Consider the following 12,720-nt stretch of genomic DNA (forward strand, 5'->3'; position numbering starts at 1 on the left):
TCACCACATCTCGTGCCACTGCCGGGCGTCCGCCCAGCCGTCGCCGTCCATGTCCCATGGCCACGTCGGCGCGGGCGTCGCCTCCGCCGGCGTGGGGTCGATGGTGAACGCGCCGCCCCGCCCGCCGAGCCGCTTCAGCGCGGCGGTCTCGGCCTTGGTCATGTACAGGCCCGCCTGTGGGCGGGAGACCGTGTAGGGGCCGACCGTCTCGGAGGAGACGGCCTGCGGGTTGGCGTACGCCCGACCCGCCATCGCGAGCACTACCGCGGACGCGCCATCCGGCAGAGGCTTGACGACGGACTCGGCGAGGATGGTCGCCTGCTCGATCAGCAGGTTCGCCCGGCACTCGTTGATCTCGGACACGTCCAGGTAGAGAGCCAGATCCACGGCGTTGACCACGACCGACCTCCCCTACAGGTTCTCGATGGCCTCGACCCAGGCGGCGAGATCGCCGGACGGGTCGAGTTCCTTCGACCGCTGCAGGGCCCGCCCGGACGCGGCCGACCACTCCGCAGGGTCGTCGAGCGCCCGCAGGGACGCCTCCCATGCCTCGACGTCGCCCGCCTCGCAGAAGATCCCCGCGTCTGCGAGGCTTTCCGACAGGCCCGGCGTAGGCGTCGCCATGACAGGGATCCCGGACGCGAGCGCCTCGACGCCGACCCGGCCCCACGACTCGACGTGGGACGGCACCAGCAGGACTCGGGTACGGGCGTACACCTGATCCCGCATCTGGTCGCCAGGAACTTGCCGGATCACCTCGACATTCGGCAGGTCACGCACGATCTGATGACCGTAGGCGCCCTCGACGGCGAGGAACCGATGCTCGGGCAGGCGCGCGGCGAGCTTCCAGAACAGGTCGCCGCCCTTCTCCCGGTTCAGATTGATCATCGTGATCAGATCGCCGGGAGTGGTCGCGTAGTCGGCGGCGAACACCGGCGGCCTCACCACCAGCGTCTTCGACGGCTTGAGCCACTTCGGCCGCTCCGCAAACAGCGCCTCGGCCTCCGCCTGCAAGTGCATCGAGTTGTAGACCACCAGCGCCGTCGACCCAGCCGCGATGTTCTTGAAGATCACCGGAGCCGGATTGTGCGCCAACACCACGAACGGGATCCCGTAGCCGCGCGCCAGCGCGCCAGCGGCAGGCACGTTCTCATACTGGCTGACCACGACGTCCGCATGCCGCACCGCCGAACCGAAGTCGAGGCGGGCCGCCAGCGGAATAACCATGATCCCGTCCACGTGGTACGGGTCGCGTGCCTTCCCGTAGCGGGACAGCCACACCTGCACGTCGTGGCCGCGCTCGGCGAGCGGGCGCAGCATGGAGAACAGCGCCCACTCGCCGCCAGCGTTGTGATGCGGTGGCGCCGAGTGGATGCGGACGACGATCCGCTTCGGCCTGTCGGCCTTCCCCTGAAGGGCAGGCATCTCGGCCGGGCCGGCAGGTGCCGCGGCCGACGTCTGGACAGGCTCGGCAGCCGGCTTCGGCGGCCTAGCCTGCCGTGGCCGCTTCGGCGGAGGATCGCCCTCCGCCGCCCTGCGACGCGGCGGCATCAGGAGATGTAGCCGTTCGTCGTGTACTTCACGAACGCCTCGACGTCGCCCACCACGAAGCCGTAGTACGCCTCCGCGAGCAGCAGCACCAGGTTCTCCTGGAACGCCGAGTGGACGCCGCCCTCCTCGTCCACGTACGTCGCCTCGGACGAGATGCGGACGGTGATGTCCATGCCGACGCCATAGGCGGCCTGCGACCAGTCGCCGCCGATCGCCCGCAGACCCGAGTCGGTCGAGGTGGACTGACGGCGGTGCTTACCCGACACGGCCCGCGAGTAGGCGAGCGGCTCACCGATGAGCGTGCCCGCGGACGCGGCGTTCGTGCCCGGCGTGGTCGTGTCCACGAAGATGGGTCGGCCGTTGGTGTCGGTGGCCAGCATGAGCTGCGGCTTCAGACGCGGGTCGGCGGCGGTGCCGGTGAAGTCCCAGTCGTCGTCCACCACCTCAGCCATACCGTTGACCAGGTCGGCGTAGATGCCGCCGTTGGCCTGGGAGGTGGTGCCGAGCTCCTGCCACTTCGTCGTCTCGATCAGGTAGTCCGAGAACGGGCCGGCGGCGCCCTTCATCGTCTTGCCGTGGATGGCGGCGTAGTCGAACGCGCGGGCGAACGCGGTCGGCAGGTCGGCCTGAAGCTGCGTCCACAGACCGGCCGCGTTGGTGTTGACGACCTCCTCCGCGACCGGGATCAGGACGGCGAGCTTCTTCGCGGTCATCTGCTTGACGTCAATGCCGCCCGAAGACAGCGGCTTACGGGCGCCCTGGCCGACCCAGTCCGCGGTCGGGACGTCGAGCGGCACGGGGATGCTGGTGGTGGCGTCGATCGCCAGCGGCGCACGACGCGCCAGCGACATGATCGCCGACTGCTCGACGCTCTTCTCGAAGATCGGCCCCGTCAGGGTGCGGGGCAGAAGAGCGTCGTTGAGGTCAGAGAGCTTGATCGGCTCGGTGACGGGCATGGAGGCTCCTTATTTGCGGCCACGAAGCCGCGAATGAAGAAACCCCGCGAACTCATCCGCGGGGCTTGACGAACGTTGCTTGTTGGCGCTGGACGCCTGTGTCATGTCAGGCGCTGGCCTGCGCTTTTCCGGCTCGGCGGCGGCCTTTGCCAGATGCGGCTTGCGGTCGAGCAGATCGGCCAGGTCGGCCTTGATCTGGTCGGCGTCGATCTCTCCGTCGTCGGAGTAGGCGCCGAACTTCTCCCGCAGGTAGGTGATCGCGTCGTCGGGGTCCTTGAATCCGTCGGCGGCCAGCGCCCGCACCTCGGCGCGCACGGCCCGCTCCAGAAGCGCCTCGGCGCGCTTCTCCGCGTTCTCGGCCCTGGCGAGAGCCTTCTCGGTCTCGCTCTTGTCCTTGTCGCGATACTCCTGGAGCTGATTCTCCAGGTCGCGCCGCGCCCTGTCCGCTTCACGCTTGGCGCGCTCGGCGTCGTTGCGGAGCTTGCGCTCCTTGGCCAGGGCAGCCTTACCGGGGGTTCCGAGCTTGTCGTCGTCGCCCGCTTCGTCGGCGCCCGTCGCGGGCTCCCGTACGGCGGTGTCGACCGTCTCCTCCTCGGACGTGGTGTCGTCGGTGGTGGTCTGCTCGGTGGTGGTGTCGTCAGCCATCGCGGCCTCTCGTTGCTGGCCGAGCCGTCGCGGCTCCGGGCCTTGGGGTGATCACCCCGCAGAGGCGGGGTCGGAACGCCGGAAGGCCGCGCGATGGCGGCCTTCCGGAAGCTTGAACGGGCCTATTCGAGCTCTTCGCCGCCGCCCTCGAACGCTTTGCGCCAGGCGCGGAGCTTGCCCTTCGTGCCGTAGACGCCTGCGGTGGATTCGGCGTACAGCCGCTCCCACTCCTGCACGTGCTCGGGCGGCTCCCAGCGCTGCCCTCTCATAATCGGAATCACATTGCACGAGCAGTGATCGTGGAATTTGTAGTTGCCTCCGCCCTTGAACGCGCGATTGACGCGCCCACCTGCGGTTTCTTCCGAGTGGTAGACGGCGCCGCGTACGGCCATTAGCCCGCAGAAGGCGCACGGGTCGGCATCGGTGACCCTCGCCCAGCCGATCGCCTCGGGATCCTCATCCAGCGCCTCGATGATGGTGTCCCGTCCAACGTCCGCCACGAGCTTCTGGGCTGCACCTTGCGCCTTCTTCTCGGCGGCGCCCAGCCGCTGCTCGATCGGTGGCGGGTTCTCGTCCTCGGGGATCCACAGGTCCTTCGTGGCCCACCGCAGCGATACTTCCGCCTTCCCGCCTGGGATCCCGGCCGGCGCGGGCACGAACACCCCGCGGGAGCGGGCAATGTCCCGCTCCTCGGAGTAGTAGTCGGCGGCGAGCGTCCCCGACATGCGGGCAAACGCCTCCAGCAGTTCCTTCACCGCCTCGATCCACAGTGGGATCGTGGTCGCGAACGCGCCGAGACGGATCAGATCCCACAGCGGGCCGAGTTGCTCGGCCAGACGGGCAGACAGGGCGCGCTGGGCGGCCTGATGCTCAGCGGCCCTCGACTGCTGCGTCATCCGCGGCCTCCGGCTCAGCCTCGCGTCCATGTGCCGCACGGCGGGCGGCGAGCTCGTTGCCGAGGTCAGTCAGCGCCTGCCGGCCCTGTGCGCGCCGTCGGTCTGCGTGGACCCGGCGCCGCTGCCCCTCGGTCAGGCCGACCATCTCCAGCGTGACGTCCGAGTCCGCGGGAAGGATGCCCGCCGCGACCAGCTTTGTCGCAGCGTCGGTCTGGCTGGCCATCGTCGGCGTGGCCGGGTTGCGCCACACCGTTTCGATGCGGCGGGACCGGTCAGGGAGGTCCCCTGTCTGGATCAGGATCGCGAGGCGGAACACCTGGCTCCATGGCGTGTTGAACAGCGTCTGCTTGCGCTCGGCGCGCTTCACCAGTTGAGCTTCGGTCGAGCGGATCGCGTCCGCCGACGCCGGATTGTCCGTGGTGTAGCCCAGGTAGTGCGGCGGCAGGCCAAGCTGGGTGGCCATGATCCGCGCGTACATGTCGATCATCCGCGTGTACACGGACGGGTCGTAGGCGGCGAACTGGCCCACGGTCGGGACCTCGCCGTCCTCGTCCCGCTCCAGCGCCAGCACGCGGCCCAAATAAGCTTCCCAGGCGCTCTTGGCGTTGCCTTCGGCGTCCTGGAACGCCGACTCGGACGCGCCGAGGATGTACCGCTGGGGGGCGCCGTAGAACTCGCGGGCGACCTCCATCCCCATCAGGGTTCGGCAGGCAGCGTCCGTGATGGACATGACCGCGTTCGTGATCTCGGATCGTCCGATCCGGTCCGCCGTCCGCTGACGGTTCGAGATCCGCACCACCGGCGGCAGCCCGAGTCCGTGGTCGTCGCGGTCGATGACCTCCCAGCCGGAGTTCGTCGCCACCACGTGGATGGACGAGTTCGGCAGGTACAGCACCGCCGCATCCTGGTCTTCGATCTTGTACAGGCGCAGCCCGCTCGTGACGGCGCGGGCTCGGGCGTCGTAGAAGACCGTCATGTCCAGCGGCGACTCGATCGAGATCAGCGGCGGCATGTCGGCGTCCTCACTCGACCCGACCGCCGCATACGACCGGCCGTAGATCAGCGAATCGAGGTGCGCGAGCTGCGACTCGGCGACCAGCTCATTCGCCTCCGCGATCTCTTCCAGCTCGGTGGAATCGTCTGGCGCGTCCTTGTACCGCCACGCTTCGACGTCGAGCCGCTGCTCCAGCGCGTCCACACCGATCTGAGGCCACCCAATGACGGTGTGCAAGCCCTTGAGCTGCGGCGGGATCGAAATCCCCAGGTCGCGGATGAGCTGCTCGCCGTTGTAGTAGCAATCCCGCAGCTCCAGGTCGAAACGGCGCGATATCAGTTCGCTCCGCAGCACGCCGAGCAGCGCCGCCTCGTCGTCCGTCAAGGTCAGCAGCCCCAGCTCGGGAATCGTGACGGTCACCGCAGCACCACCGCCCGCCCTTGTCCTCTGCGACCCAGACCCTTGGAGATGGCGTCGAGACGTGCCTGCCACGCCAGCATGGCCGCGATGGCGGCGTCGATCTTCCGCCGTGATGTCGGATGCTCTTTTGCGATCGTCAGCCCCGACCTCGACGGCCGGCGGCGAGCGTTCAGCATGTGGCGGGTCAGCGCGAACGACCCGTCATGAGAGAGCTCGCCGTTCACGATCGCCGCGTGCAGCTGCTCCAACGCTCTGACGACCATGTTGGTGCGGTTCATCCACCACTCGATCGGGTGATTCTGCGACGACCGCACCCGCAGCCGCCGCCCGTACGTGTACTCCCAATCCGCGACGTACGACCGCCAGTCCGCGGCCGGGTCTGCGTAGAAGCCCACCACCCGGTAGCGCTGGAAAGCGGACCGGACTGCGGCCTCGACTTCCGGGATCGGCACCCACCAGTCGCGGCCTGCAGCGCCGTCCGGCTGCTCCCACACCGCGACCTCGAACAGGTGCCCGTCGCTGACGCGGCAGCCGATCAACGCCGTGGCGTCCGTCACCCCACGCTCGCGGTGCCGGGAACCGTCGAACCCGAGCGTGATCCGCTCCCCGTCCGCGACCACCTTGGAGGCGTCCACGCACGCTGCCCACTCCGGCTGAGACAGCCACGAGTCCGATGCGTGCGTGACCTGGTTGCCGTAGTACTGGCGCGACGATTCGGGCGTCGTGGCCGGGTCGTGAATCTCGGCGACGATCCGGTCCAGGTCCACCCAGCCGCGACGCTCGCACGGCGGCTCGTGGATGCGACACCCACCCGGCAGGTTCGCCGAGTCGCCGTAGGCGTAGGCCAGCCCGTTGTACAGCGACCCCGGATCCGACATGTCGGTCTCCGGCGGCCACTCCCGGTGGTCGTACAGCAGACCCTCATCCTTGGCTCTACCCTCCAGGATCTGCTGCAGGTACTGGGCGGACGCCTCGGCAACCGACTCCTCACCGGGCACGTAGGCGTTCGGAGCTTCGATCGATGAGCCGCCGGTCTTGCCCAGGTTCCGGCGCAGCGTCGCCGCGAGCCGCACCCCGCCGTTGACCGGCATCCACGACTCGGTCTGGTCGAGACACACATGCACGGGCCGGTTGCCCTCACGGCTAGTCGCCGCGGCGGTCACGAACTCGATCCGGCCCTTCGGCAAGGCGACGAACGTGTCCATCGGGTCGAGTCCCGGATAGGCGTCCATCACCGGGCCCTCGCGGAGCATCTCCAGCAGCGGCGCCCACGCGTTCTTCGTCTGGTCCTCGCTGGTGGCCGCGATCTGCACCCACGGGGTGCGGATGTCCGACCATGGCCGGCCCACGGGCTGCCCGTCGGCGTCCCAGCCGTCCGGGACGACGGGCCCCATCCCCTCGGCGGCGCAGATGGCGCTCAGCAGCGGAGACTTTCCCGCGCCCTTCGGCCGGCTGTAGACGGCACGCCGGTAGCGCCGCTTACCCGTAACCGGGTTGATCTCGTAGAAGGCCAGGACGAACGCCGCCTGCTCCTTCGTCAGGATCAGCGGCTCGTACTCGCTCCGGTCAGGTGCCGCGAGATGGTCCTCAATCCACGCCAGGACCTCCCAGCCCAGCGTTGGCCGCTCTCCGGGGTACGACGGACGCCACGGCAAGGGAGAACCTCCCTCACGCGTTCTCTGCGGCTCCATCGGGGCGGTTCACACCGGGCAGAACCCGCAGATCCCCGTAACGCTGGCGGGCCGTCTCCTGCACGGGTGGCCGCTTGGAGTCCTTCTCGTCGGCGTCGGCGAAGACGAGCCGGAGCCTTGCGCGATCTTCAGGGGTGGCGCCGAACTTGGCCACCCGTAGCCGAACCTCGGCCGCGAGCGTCCACTGCCCCTTGGACCACATGGCGTCGTGCATGAGCGCGGTGTCGAGCAGGAAGTACCAATCCGACTCGATCATCACTTCGGCTTGAGGCGACCGCTTCCACATCTCCCACCATGCGCGAGTGCGTGGATGCCAGTCGATCTCCTCAGGGAGATCAGGCGGCTCCGCCTTCTCGAAGCGCAGCACCGTCTGCGGAACAGGATCAGCATTCGTACGAGCCCGCCGATGCGCCGGCTTGGGTGCAGGGCCACGACCAGCCACGGAGGATCACCTCCTGAGCGAAAGGGGGTAACAGAAAGTCAAGATCGCGAGGCCCCAGACCTGTAGCCAACCACGGCGCGTACACCTGCCGATGCCGGGCGATCCCCCCATACCGGGCATCCCCCCACCTCAGGCGGAAACCGGACACTTGGTTGTCGCCCTGGGTGATGAGCGTGGCTGTGAGCGATGGGCATGCGCGTCACTACTCGCGCCCATCAAGAGCGTGATGCACGAGCACCCAGCCCATCGACCCGTCCTCGCGAGGCACAGGCACCACCCTTGGTCCGCACACGCACTCGGGCTCGGAGGTGGACGTGTCGTGCGCTACGAGATCACCCACAGGATGGACGTGCAGCACGTCAGCATGCTCGACGTCAGTCATCGTCATCCCCTACGACGAGGAACTGCTGCGCCTCGATGATGCGCTCTGCTGCCTTGATGAGCCCGTACTGGGTGATCCAGTCGAGTGCATCGCTGTCAGCTATGGCGAGCCCTGACTGTCCATCAGGGTTGACCACCTTGGCGATGAGGATGACATCGGAGACGAGAGAACCCTCATCGAGGTCGAGGGTGACGCCCAAGCCATCGACTATGGGGCCGGCAGGCTGTTCCATCGCGGCCCCTCTCTGTCAGCGGTTTCGTCGGTCTCCCGTGTAGTAGCCGACGTTACGCATGTGGAGACGCTGGCAGAAGCCTGCTGCCCTCGGGCCCAGGTACTTCTTGAGCATGCGGTTGCAGCGGGTCCAGTCGCCCTTGGTACCCCATTTGATCTTGGCCCCGCCTTGGCCACCCGTGCTCCAGTAGCGGCGGAGGGCTTCAGCGTTGCCGCTCTTGCGTGCCATGGTCGATCACCTCGGCGTTTCCTGTTCCCGCGATCGCTTGTGGTAGTCGCTAGTCTCGGTCTCCGAGGAGCCGGTCCAGCTTCGCTTCGATGCGCTCTAGGTCGCGCGCGTCTGCCTGGAACAGCAGGTGTTTCGCGCCGAGCAGCAGCGTGGCCTGGATGATGAGCTGCAGGTATTCCGACTGCCAGTTTTCGAACGTGGCCGCCCAGAACTCGGTCCAGCCCTTCTCTGCTATCTCGGGCTGCATCGCGACCGCCTGCCCGATCCATGAGCCGGCGAACAGGACGGCGAGGATGTAGACGGCGCCCCAGCGGCGGAAGTGCTTCATGGTGCGCCTCCTCTGAGGGTGTTTGTCAGTTGTCGATCCATGCCTCTTCGGCGCGGTCGATGGCGTCATAGAAGGCGCTCTGGTTCGGGCCGTCCACGACGACGCCCCAAGCGTCGCCGGTGGCCGGGGTGACGCGCAGGACGTTGCCGGATCCGGTGCCGCCCCATTCGCCATCGAGTTCGATGCGGACCTTGCCGGCGTTGGTGGAGACCTCCCGCCGGCGTACCCCCGTGTCCGGGCCGTCCGGGCTGTCTTCGTCGAAGCCTTCGATGACGACGTCGATGGCGCGGCGGATGCGGGCGATGGATGCGGCGTTGAACGCGGTCTCCACGGGGGTGCCGTCGTCGCCGAGGTGCCGAAAGGCGATCTTGCCGTCGTCGGTGGGGTAGACGTCGATGTCGCCGTAGTCGGTGGGGACGCGGCTGGAGGAGTCGAGCCGGAACAGCGCTTCGTCGAGTTTGTCGATGTCGTTGCGGCTGAGGTTGACGGCGGGGGTGTTCGTGAGCGCTTCGATGCTGTCGGCGTCGCCGGCGACCCGCAGCGAATAGGAGTCGTCTCCGTCCTTCTGGATGTGCGCGACGAGGTGTGAGACCGGCTGCTTGTCGGGGCCGGTCGTGTAGTAGCGGACGATCTGCGATGTGCCGACGTCCACGTCTTCGCCGGCCATGTCGCCGAGGCTGCGGTTCAGTTCCTCTGTGGCCCGCTTGTCGAGGGTGATGGAGGTGCCGTTCGCGGTGAGGGTGGTGGTGCCGTCGCTGTGGCGGTCGAGGGCGATCTCTTTGCCGTCGCGGGTGCGGATGTCTGCGCCGTTGATGATGCTGGGCATGCCTTGGCCGGTGGAGTGCCGGCTGGGTGAGTCTTTGACGGCGTCGGGGCGGGCGGTGTCGCGGAGGGCGGTGGAGATGGCGGACGGGTTGCCGCCGGAGGCTTTGCTGGCGAACTTGCCTTCGCGGTCGCGGGCGATGGCCGACTCTCGGAAGGTGTGGGATCGCATCGGGGCGTCCTCCTTCCGCACAGGCGGCGGTGACGCAGTGTCACATGCGCCGGTTCGTGGAGGCGTCTGGCGAGGTATCCGGCGGGTGGAGACCGGAGACTTTCCGCAGGATGTGCGGGGTGCACGCTGAGTGATGGGCCTACGGGCGGATGGTGGTCTTCACGGCTCCCGGTGGGTGGACTGCAAGTGCTTGGCCGCCTCTCCGATCAAGGCGGCGACGCTGGTCACGGTCACGACCTTCACATCCGCGTGCGCGGCCAGCGCGGACAGGTAGGCGAGTGGCCGGCCGTCGTCGAAGTGGTCGCGGCAGTGCAGGCCGACGCCTCCGTCTTCGTCTCCGCACAGGTAGAGGCGTGGATGGAGGAGCGCGGCGATGAGGTCGTCCTTGGCCACCTTCACGAGCCGGGTCCTCGGACGCTGGCGGAGAGGATCTGGCCGACCAGGTAGAGGGCCTGGTTCTCGTTGAAGCCCGCGCCGACGTAGGCCATGTACGCCTCGTGGAGTTGCACGGCGGCGGCAGCGAGCAGAGTGATCGGGTCCTCGGGATCAGGCATCGGCGTCCTCTCGGCGTGAGGGTTGGAAGCCTTCGCGGAATCGATCAAGGGGAATCTCTTCGCCGGAGGGCATCTCCACGAGGTCATCGCCAAAGAGAAGGCGGACTACCGGCACGCCGAACACTGTCGCGAGCAAGACGATCTCCATGAGTGACACAGGGCGTCGAAGGGTCTCCAGCTGTGTGACCCTGTTCGGTGTCCAGCGCGCACCTTGGGCGCACATCTGGCGCGCGAGGTCGGCCTGCGTCCACCCCTGCTGTTCCCTCAGCTCCGCCATATTGCGGGCAATGACGTGCTCCAATCGCACGGCCACGTTGCGTCTTCTCCTCGTGATGGGCGAGAGCCCGGCGCACGAGGACGCCGGGCTCTCTACCTCCAGGAGCTACCTGGAGGGTTCTAATGGGGGCAGTGCAGGCGTGCGTCTGCGGGATGATGAAGCCATGGGCATGCAGATCATCAAGCAGCCGTCCGGCCAGTTCGCCATCTTCGACTCCGTCACGGACACGGTCATCGTCTGGGACGCAACCGAAGAGGAGGTCGTCGAGTACTTCGCCGAACGGGCCGCTGACCGCGCTCGCGAAGATGCCCGCCGCCAGGTCAGCCACGTCGCCGCAGGGAACCCGCGCAAGGCGTACTTCCAGTTCGCCATGACGTGGGATGAGGCGCTCACCAAGGATCGGAAGCATGGCGGCACAGCGTGGAAGGAGTGCCAGCAGCGTGGATGATCTCGCGAAGCGCCCGGCTATCTGATCCCGGGGTGCCGTTCCGGCGGCCTCCGCATCCGTCCTTGCTTGTCCGCCTTTGCCTTGCCGCCCTCGGACGACGACTTGTAGACGTGGCACCGCTGGGCGGTCCGGAGCCCGTGGATGGGCCTCAGCACCTCTATGCGGTGGTCGGTGCGGTCGCCGAGGTGGTCCACGTCCGTCGCCCCCGGCTCCCCGCACACGTGGCAGGTGTCGCCGTACACGCGGAAGCACTCGGCGCGGATTTCTGGCCAGTCGGTCGGCAAGTCTGCCGAGCGGTCGTGGCCTGCCCACTGTGCGTTTGCCATCAGCCCACGCCCAAGCTTGCGGCGCGCTCCGAGATCAGTGCCCGGATCGCTGCCCCGTCCCCGGCTGCGTCCATGTACCGCTGGTAGAGGGCGACGGCCTGCTCGTACGCCGGTCCTGTCTTCGCCGCGGACTGGTGGTGCAGGGCGTACACGCGGCCTTCGTGGCGCACGGGCTCTGCGCCGAGGAGCGTGCGGTGGCTGATCAGCCACGCCACGTCCTCCGGAGCCCAGCCGAGGAAGCGCTCGTCCTGCCCGCCGCACGCCCACCACGTCTCCAGCGAGGTTACGTACACGCCCGAGGTGGCTGCGGGCACCACCAGATGGTTGCAGCGGTCAAGCGGCGCCCCGCGCCGGTATTGGGCTGTGCCGTCCGCTCTTAGCGACCGGTACTCGGTGTACGGCAGATGCACCCGCCCGCTGACGGCTGCGCCTTCGACCGCCGCCAGCAGCGGCTCCCTCTCGGGCAGCGTGTCCGCGTCGCCGAGCACCACCACGTCCGCGCCGGACTCCTCCGCCAGCCGGACGCCCCGGTTGCGGCAGGCGGCCAGACAGAACGGCTCATGCCCGGTGTCCACATCCACGATCTCGACGCCCGGCAGCAGCTCCCGGTAGCGGGCCACCGTCAACCGGTGGGCGAGCACACGGGACGGCTGAGGTCTCCACGGGATCACGACCAGCACCCGAAGGTCAGTAGTCATGCCCTGCCCTTTCGTGCCCGATGTGCGTCACCAACGGCGTATCGTCACGGCGGCCCCAGTACGCGCCGCGCGCCTTCGGGTCGGTGAACAGTTCCCGGCCGAACCTCGACTCCGACCAGTCGCCCTCAGGCCACGGCCGGCGCAGCGTCGAAGCGGGGATGAGGGACGGGTTGCCGGTGAAGCAGGCCCGGTGCTCAATCCACGAGTAGGTGTCCTCCGTGCGCTGCTGGAAGAGGTTGCCCTGCGCCTCCAGCGCCTCGATCAACCCGCCGCGCTCGCGCTCGTTGTGGAACCACGGCTGGCGCACCAGGGCAACCTGTGTCAGGTACGGGTGGCCATCCAGCACTGTGGCGAGGTCGGCGGCGTCAAGCGGCTGGTTGAGGACGAAGTCCTCCTCCCAGAAGAACACCCAGCGGCAGCCTGCGGCGGCCTGCCAGACACGGCGCATCGCCCGCCAGTACCCGGCCCGGTCTTCGGCGACGGGGACGACCTCGGCCGTGAACTCGGCTTGCAGCCAGTCCCGGTAAGCAGCGTCTCCGGAGTCGTCCACAATCAGCGGCGACCCCACACCGGACAGGTTGGCGCGGATAGACGCGAGCGCCTGCGTGATGCAGTCCTTACGCCCGTTGCCGAGGACGATCAGTGGAACCGACACAGG

19 protein-coding genes are annotated in these 12,720 nt (G+C 68.2%); 1 reads left to right on the top strand and 18 read right to left on the bottom strand.

Annotation, left to right across the window (positions count from 1 at the left end; all coding sequences use genetic code 11):
• From BMW85_RS09200 to BMW85_RS09270, 15 genes are all read right to left on the bottom strand, one after another.
• Nucleotides 1-399 carry a hypothetical protein gene (locus BMW85_RS09200; RefSeq protein WP_091079363.1) on the bottom strand — a complete coding sequence of 133 codons (399 nt, stop codon included), beginning with the start codon at nt 397-399 and terminating at the stop codon, nt 1-3.
• 12 nt (nt 400-411) lie between these two features.
• Nucleotides 412-1,425, bottom strand: a complete 1,014-nt coding sequence (locus BMW85_RS09205) for a glycosyltransferase family 4 protein (RefSeq protein WP_091079366.1) — start codon at nt 1,423-1,425, stop codon at nt 412-414.
• A 125-nt stretch (nt 1,426-1,550) separates the two neighbouring features.
• Nucleotides 1,551-2,507, bottom strand: coding sequence for a phage major capsid protein (locus BMW85_RS09210; protein ID WP_091079367.1), 957 nt, complete (start codon nt 2,505-2,507; stop codon nt 1,551-1,553).
• Between the two features lie 9 nt (nt 2,508-2,516).
• Nucleotides 2,517-3,152 (bottom strand): hypothetical protein, encoded by a 636-nt coding sequence (locus tag BMW85_RS09215; RefSeq protein WP_091079370.1) that lies wholly within the window; start codon nt 3,150-3,152, stop codon nt 2,517-2,519.
• A gap of 122 nt (nt 3,153-3,274) precedes the next feature.
• Nucleotides 3,275-4,048: a VG15 protein gene (locus BMW85_RS09220; protein WP_143082162.1), complete on the bottom strand. Its 774-nt coding sequence runs from the start codon at nt 4,046-4,048 to the stop codon at nt 3,275-3,277.
• A complete protein-coding gene (locus BMW85_RS09225; RefSeq protein WP_091079374.1) occupies nt 4,023-5,462 on the bottom strand; it encodes a phage portal protein in 1,440 nt (479 codons plus the stop codon). The genes BMW85_RS09220 and BMW85_RS09225 overlap by 26 nt, the downstream gene beginning before the upstream one ends.
• On the bottom strand, nt 5,459-7,117 hold the full coding sequence (locus BMW85_RS09230) for a terminase large subunit domain-containing protein (protein WP_091079377.1): 1,659 nt from the start codon (nt 7,115-7,117) through the stop codon (nt 5,459-5,461). Before BMW85_RS09230 ends, BMW85_RS09225 begins: the two co-directional genes overlap by 4 nt.
• Before the next feature lie 13 nt (nt 7,118-7,130).
• A complete protein-coding gene (locus tag BMW85_RS09235; RefSeq protein ID WP_091079379.1) occupies nt 7,131-7,595 on the bottom strand; it encodes a phage terminase small subunit in 465 nt (154 codons plus the stop codon).
• A 374-nt stretch (nt 7,596-7,969) separates the two neighbouring features.
• Nucleotides 7,970-8,209, bottom strand: a complete 240-nt coding sequence (locus BMW85_RS09245; RefSeq protein WP_091079384.1) for a hypothetical protein — start codon at nt 8,207-8,209, stop codon at nt 7,970-7,972.
• Nucleotides 8,210-8,224: 15 nt separating this feature from the next.
• Nucleotides 8,225-8,437 (bottom strand): hypothetical protein, encoded by a 213-nt coding sequence (locus BMW85_RS09250; protein WP_091079387.1) that lies wholly within the window; start codon nt 8,435-8,437, stop codon nt 8,225-8,227.
• A 49-nt stretch (nt 8,438-8,486) separates the two neighbouring features.
• The gene (locus BMW85_RS09255) at nt 8,487-8,765 is read right to left on the bottom strand and encodes a hypothetical protein (RefSeq protein WP_091079389.1); all 279 of its coding nucleotides are present in this window, start codon (nt 8,763-8,765) and stop codon (nt 8,487-8,489) included.
• Between the two features lie 25 nt (nt 8,766-8,790).
• Nucleotides 8,791-9,759, bottom strand: a complete 969-nt coding sequence (locus tag BMW85_RS09260; RefSeq protein WP_091079391.1) for a hypothetical protein — start codon at nt 9,757-9,759, stop codon at nt 8,791-8,793.
• A 159-nt stretch (nt 9,760-9,918) separates the two neighbouring features.
• Nucleotides 9,919-10,158: a hypothetical protein gene (locus tag BMW85_RS09265; protein WP_091079393.1), complete on the bottom strand. Its 240-nt coding sequence runs from the start codon at nt 10,156-10,158 to the stop codon at nt 9,919-9,921.
• The gene (locus BMW85_RS49360) at nt 10,155-10,313 is read right to left on the bottom strand and encodes a hypothetical protein (protein WP_177240567.1); all 159 of its coding nucleotides are present in this window, start codon (nt 10,311-10,313) and stop codon (nt 10,155-10,157) included. Before BMW85_RS49360 ends, BMW85_RS09265 begins: the two co-directional genes overlap by 4 nt.
• Nucleotides 10,306-10,626 carry a helix-turn-helix domain-containing protein gene (locus BMW85_RS09270; RefSeq protein WP_091079395.1) on the bottom strand — a complete coding sequence of 107 codons (321 nt, stop codon included), beginning with the start codon at nt 10,624-10,626 and terminating at the stop codon, nt 10,306-10,308. Before BMW85_RS09270 ends, BMW85_RS49360 begins: the two co-directional genes overlap by 8 nt.
• 127 nt (nt 10,627-10,753) lie before the next feature.
• On the opposite strand from BMW85_RS09270, the gene BMW85_RS09275 reads away from it, so the two are divergent.
• Entirely contained in the window at nt 10,754-11,038 is a 285-nt protein-coding gene (locus BMW85_RS09275; protein ID WP_143082164.1) for a hypothetical protein, read from the top strand.
• A gap of 17 nt (nt 11,039-11,055) precedes the next feature.
• On the opposite strand, the gene BMW85_RS09280 is transcribed toward BMW85_RS09275, so the two are convergent.
• The 3 genes from BMW85_RS09280 to BMW85_RS09290 are packed head-to-tail and all read right to left on the bottom strand — an operon-like array spanning nt 11,056 to nt 12,717.
• The gene (locus BMW85_RS09280; protein WP_091079401.1) at nt 11,056-11,364 is read right to left on the bottom strand and encodes a hypothetical protein; all 309 of its coding nucleotides are present in this window, start codon (nt 11,362-11,364) and stop codon (nt 11,056-11,058) included.
• Nucleotides 11,364-12,062 carry a hypothetical protein gene (locus tag BMW85_RS09285; protein WP_143082165.1) on the bottom strand — a complete coding sequence of 233 codons (699 nt, stop codon included), beginning with the start codon at nt 12,060-12,062 and terminating at the stop codon, nt 11,364-11,366. Before BMW85_RS09285 ends, BMW85_RS09280 begins: the two co-directional genes overlap by 1 nt.
• Nucleotides 12,052-12,717, bottom strand: coding sequence for a hypothetical protein (locus tag BMW85_RS09290; protein ID WP_091079405.1), 666 nt, complete (start codon nt 12,715-12,717; stop codon nt 12,052-12,054). The genes BMW85_RS09285 and BMW85_RS09290 overlap by 11 nt, the downstream gene beginning before the upstream one ends.
• Nucleotides 12,718-12,720: the final 3 nt, after the last annotated feature.

Source organism: Nonomuraea wenchangensis (assembly GCF_900111685.1).
GTDB classification, from domain to species: Bacteria; Actinomycetota; Actinomycetes; order Streptosporangiales; family Streptosporangiaceae; genus Nonomuraea; species Nonomuraea wenchangensis.

Excerpts from the sequence above, each read along its gene's own strand:
- BMW85_RS09205 (WP_091079366.1), bottom strand. The coding sequence starts at position 1,425 with ATGCCTGCCCTTCAGGGGAAGGCCGACAGGCCGAAGCGGATCGTCGTC.
- BMW85_RS09210 (WP_091079367.1), bottom strand. The coding sequence starts at position 2,507 with ATGCCCGTCACCGAGCCGATCAAGCTCTCTGACCTCAACGACGCTCTT.
- BMW85_RS09215 (WP_091079370.1), bottom strand. The coding sequence starts at position 3,152 with ATGGCTGACGACACCACCACCGAGCAGACCACCACCGACGACACCACG.
- BMW85_RS09220 (WP_143082162.1), bottom strand. The coding sequence starts at position 4,048 with ATGACGCAGCAGTCGAGGGCCGCTGAGCATCAGGCCGCCCAGCGCGCC.
- BMW85_RS09245 (WP_091079384.1), bottom strand. The coding sequence starts at position 8,209 with ATGGAACAGCCTGCCGGCCCCATAGTCGATGGCTTGGGCGTCACCCTC.
- BMW85_RS09250 (WP_091079387.1), bottom strand. The coding sequence starts at position 8,437 with ATGGCACGCAAGAGCGGCAACGCTGAAGCCCTCCGCCGCTACTGGAGC.
- BMW85_RS09255 (WP_091079389.1), bottom strand. The coding sequence starts at position 8,765 with ATGAAGCACTTCCGCCGCTGGGGCGCCGTCTACATCCTCGCCGTCCTG.
- BMW85_RS09260 (WP_091079391.1), bottom strand. The coding sequence starts at position 9,759 with ATGCGATCCCACACCTTCCGAGAGTCGGCCATCGCCCGCGACCGCGAA.
- BMW85_RS49360 (WP_177240567.1), bottom strand. The coding sequence starts at position 10,313 with ATGCCTGATCCCGAGGACCCGATCACTCTGCTCGCTGCCGCCGCCGTG.
- BMW85_RS09275 (WP_143082164.1), top strand. The coding sequence starts at position 10,754 with ATGGGCATGCAGATCATCAAGCAGCCGTCCGGCCAGTTCGCCATCTTC.
- BMW85_RS09280 (WP_091079401.1), bottom strand. The coding sequence starts at position 11,364 with ATGGCAAACGCACAGTGGGCAGGCCACGACCGCTCGGCAGACTTGCCG.
- BMW85_RS09285 (WP_143082165.1), bottom strand. The coding sequence starts at position 12,062 with ATGACTACTGACCTTCGGGTGCTGGTCGTGATCCCGTGGAGACCTCAG.